We start from the raw sequence: 1,283 nt of genomic DNA, 5'->3' as shown, positions 1-1,283 counted from the left end.
TATCTCAAGCGTGGCAAGTCCGAGGAGACGCGCGTCGAGGAAGGGGCGCAGGTGCGGGCGATCGTGGAGCGGACGCTTTCGGACATCGCGGCGCGGGGCGATGCGGCGGTGCGGGAGCTGAGCGTCCGGTTCGACGATTACGCGCCGGAGAGCTTCCGGCTGTCCGAGGCGGAGATCGAGCGCCTGATGGGCCGGCTCTCGGCGCAGGAGCTCTCGGACATCCGCTTTGCCCAGGACCAGGTCCGCGGCTTTGCCGAGGCGCAGCGCGCCTCGATGACCGACATCGAGGTGGAGCCGATGCCCGGGGTGATCCTCGGGCACCGCAACATCCCCGTGCAGTCGGTCGGCTGCTACGTGCCGGGCGGCAAGTTCCCGATGGTGGCCTCGGCGCACATGTCGGTGGCCACGGCGCGGGTCGCGGGCGTGCCGCGCATCGTCGCCGCGACCCCGCCCTGGCGCGGCGAGCCGAACCCCGCGGTGATCGCCGCGATGCACCTGGGCGGCGCGCACGAGATCCACGTCCTGGGCGGCATCCAGGCGATCGGCGCCATGGCGCTCGGCACCGAGACGATCGCCCCCGTGCACATGCTCGTGGGCCCCGGCAACGCCTTCGTGGCCGAGGCCAAGCGCCAGCTCTTCGGGCGCGTGGGCATCGACCTCTTCGCCGGGCCGACCGAGACGCTGGTGATCGCCGACGACACGGTCGACGCCGAGATGTGCGCGACCGACCTGCTCGGCCAGGCCGAGCACGGCTACGATTCCCCGGCCGTGCTGGTGACGACGTCCCGCGCGCTGGCCGAGGCGACGCTGGCCGAGATCGAGCGCCTGCTGGCGGTGCTGCCCACCGCGGAGACCGCCCGCGTCAGCTGGCGGGAATACGGCGAGGTCATCCTCTGCGACAGCCACGACGAGATGCTGGCGGTGGCCGAGGACATCGCCTCCGAGCACGTGCAGGTGATGACCGACCGCGACGACTGGTACCTCGAGCACATGACGAGCTACGGCGCGCTGTTCCTCGGGCCGCGCACCAACGTCGCGAACGGCGACAAGGTGATCGGCACCAACCACACGCTGCCCACGCGCAAGGCCGGCCGCTATACCGGCGGGCTCTGGGTCGGCAAGTTCCTGAAGACGCACAGCTACCAGAAGGTCACCACCGACGCCGCCGCCGCCGAGATCGGCCGCGTCGGCTCGCGCCTGTGCATGCTCGAGGGCTTCGTCGGCCACGCCGAGCAGTGCAACCTCCGCGTCCGACGCTATGGCGGCGACAACGTGCCCTATGG

1 protein-coding gene is annotated in these 1,283 nt (G+C 71.4%); it reads left to right on the top strand.

From position 1 onward, the window contains the following. Nucleotides 1-1,283: histidinol dehydrogenase (gene hisD / locus RISW2_RS22880; protein ID WP_043775755.1), on the top strand; the 1,283-nt coding region annotated here is incomplete at both ends.

The organism is Roseivivax isoporae LMG 25204 (genome assembly GCF_000521865.1).
GTDB classification, from domain to species: domain Bacteria; phylum Pseudomonadota; class Alphaproteobacteria; order Rhodobacterales; family Rhodobacteraceae; genus Roseivivax; species Roseivivax isoporae.
This window is presented reverse-complemented; position numbering and strand designations above follow the sequence as displayed.